The 7,724-nt window shown below is 45.4% G+C and carries 6 protein-coding genes; all 6 read right to left on the reverse strand.

Going from position 1 to position 7,724, the window contains the following annotated elements:
• Nucleotides 1-1,037: 30S ribosomal protein S1 (locus A3757_RS03925; protein WP_156506160.1), on the reverse strand; the 1,037-nt coding region annotated here is incomplete at its 3' end.
• Nucleotides 1,038-1,156: 119 nt separating this feature from the next.
• Complete coding sequence (gene cmk / locus A3757_RS03930; RefSeq protein ID WP_068553342.1) at nucleotides 1,157-1,831, reverse strand: (d)CMP kinase; 675 nt, start codon at nucleotides 1,829-1,831, stop codon at nucleotides 1,157-1,159.
• 65 nt (nucleotides 1,832-1,896) lie between these two features.
• A complete protein-coding gene (locus A3757_RS03935) occupies nucleotides 1,897-4,122 on the reverse strand; it encodes a bifunctional prephenate dehydrogenase/3-phosphoshikimate 1-carboxyvinyltransferase (RefSeq protein ID WP_068553341.1) in 2,226 nt (741 codons plus the stop codon).
• On the reverse strand, nucleotides 4,113-5,246 hold the full coding sequence (hisC, locus tag A3757_RS03940; protein ID WP_231872046.1) for a histidinol-phosphate transaminase: 1,134 nt from the start codon (nucleotides 5,244-5,246) through the stop codon (nucleotides 4,113-4,115). The genes A3757_RS03935 and hisC overlap by 10 nt, the downstream gene beginning before the upstream one ends.
• The gene (gene pheA, locus A3757_RS03945; RefSeq protein ID WP_068515499.1) at nucleotides 5,246-6,343 is read right to left on the reverse strand and encodes a prephenate dehydratase; all 1,098 of its coding nucleotides are present in this window, start codon (nucleotides 6,341-6,343) and stop codon (nucleotides 5,246-5,248) included. Before pheA ends, hisC begins: the two co-directional genes overlap by 1 nt.
• Nucleotides 6,344-6,354: 11 nt before the next feature.
• On the reverse strand, nucleotides 6,355-7,724 hold a 1,370-nt coding region (locus A3757_RS03950), incomplete at its 5' end, for a DNA gyrase C-terminal beta-propeller domain-containing protein (RefSeq protein WP_304439170.1).

The raw sequence follows: 7,724 nt of genomic DNA on the forward strand, positions 1-7,724 counted from the left end.
ATACCTAGAGAAATACGACGACGCTCTTCATCGATATCAAGAACCATTACTTCAACTTCATCACCTAACTGAACAACCTTAGATGGGTGAATGTTCTTGTTAGTCCAATCCATTTCAGAAACGTGAACAAGACCTTCAACGCCTTCTTCAATTTCTGCGAAACAACCGTAGTCAGTTAGGTTAGTTACGCGCGCAGTTACACGAGTATTCTCTGGGTAACGCTCTTTGATCTGTACCCATGGATCTTCACCTAGCTGCTTAAGGCCTAGTGAAACACGGTTACGCTCACGATCAAACTTCAATACTTTAACATTGATCTCGTCACCAACATTTACGATTTCACTTGGATGCTTAATACGCTTCCAAGCCATATCTGTAATGTGTAGAAGACCGTCAACACCACCTAAGTCAACGAAAGCACCGTAGTCAGTAAGGTTCTTAACGATACCCTTGGCTTCCATACCTTCAGCCATTGACTCAAGCAATGCTTCACGTTCTGCACTATTTTCAGCTTCAAGCACTGAACGACGAGAAACAACAACGTTGTTACGCTTCTGATCTAGCTTGATAACTTTAAATTCTAATTCTTTACCTTCAAGGTGTAGCGTGTCACGTACTGGACGAACATCAACCAATGAACCAGGAAGGAAGGCACGGATAGTTTTCAGCTCAACAGTGAAACCACCTTTAACCTTACCGTTAATCACACCTTTAACGATTTCTTCAGCTTCAAATGCTTTCTCAAGCTCTTTCCAAGCTTCAGCACGCTTAGCCTTCTCACGAGATAGGCGTGTTTCACCGAAGCCATCTTCAACAGCATCTAGTGCAACATCAACAGAGTCACCGATCTTTAATTCGACTTCACCGCTCTCGTTAACAAATTGAGATAGAGGTATAACACCTTCTGACTTTAGGCCAGCGTTTACTGTAACCCAGTCGCTATCAATATCTACTACAACACCCGCAATAATTGCTCCCGGGGTCATATCGATTTCATTTAGACTCTCTTCAAATAACTCTGCAAAGCTCTCGCTCATTACAATTCCTGTGTGATTAAATTCTCCGTACCACCAGCATGTACGGTTTATTTATTGAAATGGGTTTTGCATTGCTGGCCAACGTTAACCAAAACCCAAAAGTTTAGAAGTCGTATTTATTAAGATTTCCGCTCAATAAAATTAACAACTTCCTTTAAAACTTCTTCGATAGAAAGCCCTGTAGTATCAACATGATACGCATCTTCAGCGGCTTTGAGCGGAGCATTTTTTCGCCCCATGTCTCGGGCGTCTCGCTCTTCTATCTCCTTTAAAAGGGGCGCGATTTTAACATCTTCCCCCTTCGCCTTCAACTGCTTAAAGCGTCTATCCGCCCTAGCTTCTGCGCTCGCTGTCATAAATACCTTATATTCTGCCTCTGGAAACACCACTGTCCCCATATCTCGACCATCAGCAACCAAGCCAGGCTCGACTGCAAAGTTTCTTTGCCTTTGCAATAATGCTGCGCGAACAGATGCCAAAGGCGCTATCTTTGACGCATCATTACCCACAGTTTCTGTACGAATATCATTCGTCACATCCTGACCACCAAGTAATACTCTGACAGGCTCACCGTACTCAGATGGAACGAATTCAACATCTAACTTCTCAGCGACTTCAGCCAAAGCCTCTTCGTTATCGAAAGCAACCCCCAACCTAGTAGCAGCCAGCGCGGTAAGACGATAAAGCGCCCCGCTATCAAGCAAAGACCAGCCCAAATGCTTCGCCACGAGCTGAGCAATACTCCCCTTACCCGCGCCGCTGGGACCATCTATCGTTAATACTTTGCATGTCATTCAACTATCTCCAATTTTTTGAATGTCACGAAATTTTTCAGCACCATTCTTTACTACAACTCGTTTTACTCGGAATCGTCTTCAACGCTAATATTCAGACCCACTTCACTAGCCAACTCAACAAAATTTGGAAATGACGTCGCAACATTAGCACAATCCCTAATCACGATTTCACCCTTCGCTCTTAATGAAGCGACAGCGAAAGACATCGCTATTCTATGATCGCCATGACTATGAACTGTACCGCCTTGAATCTCAGAATTCTTGATCACTATACCGTCGTGCTTAACATCCGTTCTAACACCCAGCTGCGCCAAACCATCAGCCATCACTTGTATACGGTCGCTTTCCTTAACACGAAGCTCTTCAGCGCCACTTAAGACCGTCTCTCCCTCAGCACAAACCGCAGCAATAAACAAAACAGGAAACTCATCGATCGCAAGCGGAACCTGATCCTCTGGAATTTTAATTCCTTTAAGAGGTGCATGCTTAACACGAATGTCGCCTACAGGCTCACCACCTACGACAGACTCATTCATTACCTCTATATCAGCACCCATCTGGCGTAAAATGTTGATAATACCAACACGCGTAGGGTTTAGGCCTACGTGCTTGAGTGTCAAATCAGCGCCTGGGCAGATAGATGCAGCAACCATAAAGAAAGCTGCAGAGGAAATATCCGCAGGCACATCAATAGACCCGCCTTTCAGAGAACCACCTCCAGCCAAAGTAGCAACTGCACCCTCTCGCTTTACCGGATAACCAAAACCATTAAGCATACGCTCTGTATGGTCTCGAGTCGGCGCTGGCTCCTGAACCTGTGTTTCGCCATCAGCGTATAAGCCCGCCAATAACAAACAAGACTTTACTTGCGCACTGGCCATTGGCATATCATAACGAATACCTGCCAGAGTTTGAGAACCACTAATTTTTAGAGGCGGACGTCCACCTTCCGCAGACTCAATTTTCGCACCCATTTGACGTAATGGGCCAGCAACTCGCTCCATTGGCCGCTTAGATAAAGACTCATCACCCGTCAATTCCGTATCAAATTTTTGCCCGGCAAGTAGACCGGCAAATAAACGCATACCAGTTCCTGAGTTACCAAGGTAAAGTGGCCCAGGAGGCGCTTGAAGACCATGCAGACCAACACCATGAATCTTAACTCGCCCTTCTTCTGGCCCCTCAATTACAACCCCCATATCCCTAAAGGCCTGAAGTGTCGCCAGACTATCTTCGCCCTCAAGAAACCCTTCAACTTCCGTCACTCCTTCTGCAAGAGCGCCTAACATTATTGAACGATGGGAAATCGATTTATCGCCCGCTACTCGGATATTTCCGCGAACTTCACCGCCAGGTGCCATTTTGAACGTTACATTTTTAGTATTCATAGTATCGGTATACGACTGTCCGTTTAGTATTTTTGAAAAGTGCTCTCTCGCAGACTTAGCTCGCGTAAAAACGCCTAACAAGTGCTGACTATCGCCTTGCTCGACACTGGTTCTCAAGGAAGCAAGGTCTGAAGTAAAGTGATCTAAAACCTTAAGTAAGGCATCTTTATTGGCAAGAAAAATGTCATGCCACATCAAAGGATCACTTGCGGCAATACGAGTAAAATCTCTAAAGCCTCCCGCTGCATAACGGAAGATCTCTTGGTTCTGCTCCTCACCGGCAAGCGTATCGACCAACGAAAAGGCTAACAAATGTGGCAAATGGCTAGTCGCAGCAAGGACTTCATCATGCTTCTCAATCGACATTTCAAGCACGGTCGCACCGGCCATACGCCACATAGACCGAACCAGGGACAAAGCAAGATGGTTAGTATTTTTTAAGGGTGTCAATATGACTTTATGGCGCTGATATAAATTTTCATCAGCAGCCATGACTCCACTGCGTTCCGAGCCCGCTATTGGGTGCCCCGGAACGACAAACGAAGGTACCTCACCATAGACTGCTTCAACAGCCTCAAGAAAGCATTTTTTTACGCTACCAACATCGGTAACAACAGCCCCCTCTTTCAATGACACCTTTACTTCACTTAAGACATCTTCAAATGCCTTTACAGGAACCGCCAGCACAACCAAGTCAGCACCTTTCACTGCCGCAGCGATAGATTCAGCAGCCTCATCGATAACTCCTAACTCAACACCAAGCTTAGCCTCACTATGATTTAAGGAGTAACCGCAAGTGTGTGCTGCAAAACCTTCAGTTCTCGCGGCCTTAGCCAAGGAGCCACCAATCAACCCAACACCAATTACAGCCAACCTTGCAATGCGCGAGCTCACAAGCATCCTTCCTCTCGTAAAGAGTCGAGTGCTTTAATAAACTTTGAATTCTCCTGCTCCAAACCAATAGATACACGAAGGAACGAGTTCATACCGTAATTCGCTACAGGGCGCACAATCACACCAAGCTTCAACAAGCGCTGATAAATTTCCATAGCATCAACACCCGTATCAAAGGTAATAAAGTTACCTTTTGACGGAATAAATTCTAGCCCGAGATGCTCAAGAGCAAGCGCCATCTGACACATCCCTTGAGCATTACACTCAACACTAGCCTTTAGGTAGGCATCATCTCTTAAAACAGCAGCTGCTGCGGCTAATGCTAAAGAATTGACATTAAACGGGTGCCGTACACGATTAAGGATATTCGCGATACCCGGATGAGAGACAGCATAGCCCACACGCAAAGAAGCCAACCCCCAAGCTTTGGAAAAGGTTCTAGTAACAATCAGATTTGTGTGCTTTTCGACAAGACCGATACCATCCGGAAAGTCTTCATCGGAAATGTATTCACAATAAGCTTCATCCAAAACAACAATCACTCGTTCCGGCACCTTGGCTAGAAACTCAAGCAAAAGATCTTTATTGATCGATGTCCCCGTTGGGTTATTCGGGTTAGCAATAAATATTAGTTTGGTTTTCTCAGAAATTCGCTCATACATTGCATCAAGGTCATGACCCCAATCTTTTGAGGGAGCTACAACAGCTTTAGCACCTACAGCCTGACAGGATATCGCATAAACTGCGAAGGCATATTCAGAGAAAATTACTTCAGAATCTCGATCAGAAAAACAACGAGTAATAATATCCAACAAGTCATTTGAGCCGTTGCCAAGCGTCATGCTCTCAAGGCTGATGTCATGCCCTTGAAATGACAGATACTCTTTTAAGGCATACTTTAGTTTATAGCCATTGCCATCAGGGTAACGACTTCCCTCAGCGAGCTCAGCTGAAATGGCTTGTTTTGCCAATTCACTCATACCCAGAGGATTTTCATTACTTGCCAGCTTTACAATATCGCTAATACCCAACTCTCGTTCTAGCTCGTCAATGGGTTTTCCGGGTTGATAAGGATGCAAAGCCTGGACAGGCGCTACAGCCAAACCTGAAAGCTGGTCAGATTTTTTCACTAGAGCACACCCACCGGATAAGAACCGAGATGTTTAATTTCTACCGCATCAGGAGAAACCTGCTGAACAACTTTCTGCACGCCTTCGTCATCGATATGACCTTCGAAATCAATAAAGAACACATAGGCCCAAGTACCGGAATTCGAAGGCCGAGTTTCCAGGCGGGTAAGGCTAATATCATTTTGATGGAAAGGCTCAAGGACGTGATATAGTGCCCCTGGTTTGTTCTTGGCCGACACCATAATAGAGGTCTTATCTTGACCGCTAGCAGGAACAACATCGCTACCGATAATCAAGAAGCGGGTCGTATTATCAGGCTGATCTTCAATATTCTCGACAAGTTTGAGTAAGCTATACTGCTCGGCTGCCATGTCACCAGCGATCGCAACAGCCCCTTCTTCTTTCATGCTGAGCTTTGCAGCCTCGGCATTACTACTAACAGCAACACGCTCAACTTGAGGGCAATTCGCATCCAACCATTTCCGGCACTGCGCCAAAGATTGCTGATGGGAATAGACTCGTTTGATATCAGAGGGTTTGATTTCATCATTCGATAGCAAGTGGTGATGAATTCTTAACTTCACTTCACCAGCAATGAATAAAGGTGAATTTACGAAACTATCCAAAGTATGATTAACAACGCCTTCCGTTGAGTTCTCAACTGGTACAACGCCATAGTTTGCCTGGCCAGACTCCACCTCTCGAAACACTTCATCAATTGCACTCATAGGCTGAGCATGAACAAAGTGTCCAAAATGTTTTAGGGCCGCTGCATGCGTATAAGTACCTTCCGGCCCTAAAAAAGCTACCTTCATTGGTTTTTCAAGGGCTAGACAACAGGACATTATCTCTCTGAAGAGCTTAGCAACATCTTCATCTGGCATAGGCCCCGTATTGCGTTCCATTACGGCCCGCAGGACCTGAGCCTCTCGCTCAGGGCGATAATACTGCACAAGCTCATTACCGGCAGCAGCCTGCTTCACCTCAGCAACACGCTGAGCACAAGCTGCGCGCTGGTTGATCAAAGACTGAATATTTTGATCAATCTCATCAATCTGAGCCCTTAGCTTTGCGAGCTCTGTTGCTTCATCTACCATTATATTTCCAGTTAGGCCTCAGGTGATTGATCTGAAGATTCATCTGATTCACTCGAAGCGCCTGCCTCAACAGTATCAGTTCCCTCTTCTATTTCTTGTTCATCAAGACTAGACTCATCAACACGCTCCACACCAACTAAATGCTCATTCTCTTGAGATAGCTTGATCAGCCTTACACCCTGAGTATTTCGACCGAGGATCGAAACTTCTTCTGTACGAGTTCTAACCAAAGTGCCTTTATCGGAAATAAGCATCAGCTCATCACCTTCCTTAACTTGAACCGCAGACACCAACAAACCATTTCGCTCGGAGCATTGCATTGCAATCACGCCTTGACCACCACGCCCGATTACTGAGAATTCATCCATGCGAGTACGCTTACCGTAACCATTTTCACTTGCAACCAATAACAGGCCTTCTTCTTCAGGAATAATCAAGGATACAACCTGATGCTCTTCAGCTATTTTAATACCGCGAACACCTCGAGCAGTTCGTCCCATCGCTCTTACATTTGACTCATGGAAGCGAATCATCTTACCCGAGTTACTCATCAACATAATGTCACGGTCACCATCAGTGATCGAGGCTCCGATCAACGTATCCCCGTCATCAAGAGCTAAAGCAATCAAACCAGAACTACGTGGGCGAGCAAAGTTTTCGAGCGGAGTTTTCTTAACCGTACCGTTAGCTGTAGCCATAAAGATAAAGTTATTTTCAGTGTACTCATGAACAGGCAAGAAAGTCGTTACGCGTTCGCCTTCATCCAATGGCAGAATATTCACCATTGGGCGACCACGAGAACCACGGCTGGCCTGCGGAATTTCGAACACTCTCAACCAGTAAACCTTACCTTTATTGGTAAAGCATAAAATCGTATCGTGGGAATTGGCCACGAGTAGTTTTTCGATAAAGTCTTCATCCTTCATCGACGTTGCAGACTTCCCTCGACCACCGCGACGCTGAGCCTGATAATCTTCAACAGGCTGAGTTTTTGCATAGCCTCCATGAGAAATAGTAACTACCAGGTCTTCTTCATTGATTAAATCTGCAACTGTCAAATCACGACGTGAAGAAATAATCTCACTACGGCGCTCATCTCCATACTCTTCAAGAACCGCTTCAAGCTCCTCACGAATAACCTGCATCAATTTAACCGGATCACTCAGAATCGCTAAAAACTCTCCGATTCGCTCTAGTATCTCACGATATTCGCCAATGAGTTTTTCCGTTTCCAAACCGGTCAAACGGTGCAAACGCATATTCAGAATTTCTTGAGCCTGAGTTGGCGATAAGTAATATTTACCATCACGCAAGCCATACTGTGGTTCTAAATCATCTGGGCGACAGGCATTCTCACCTGCACTAGCAAGCATCGCGGTCA

The sequence above is a fragment of the Oleiphilus sp. HI0117 genome (assembly GCF_001635235.1).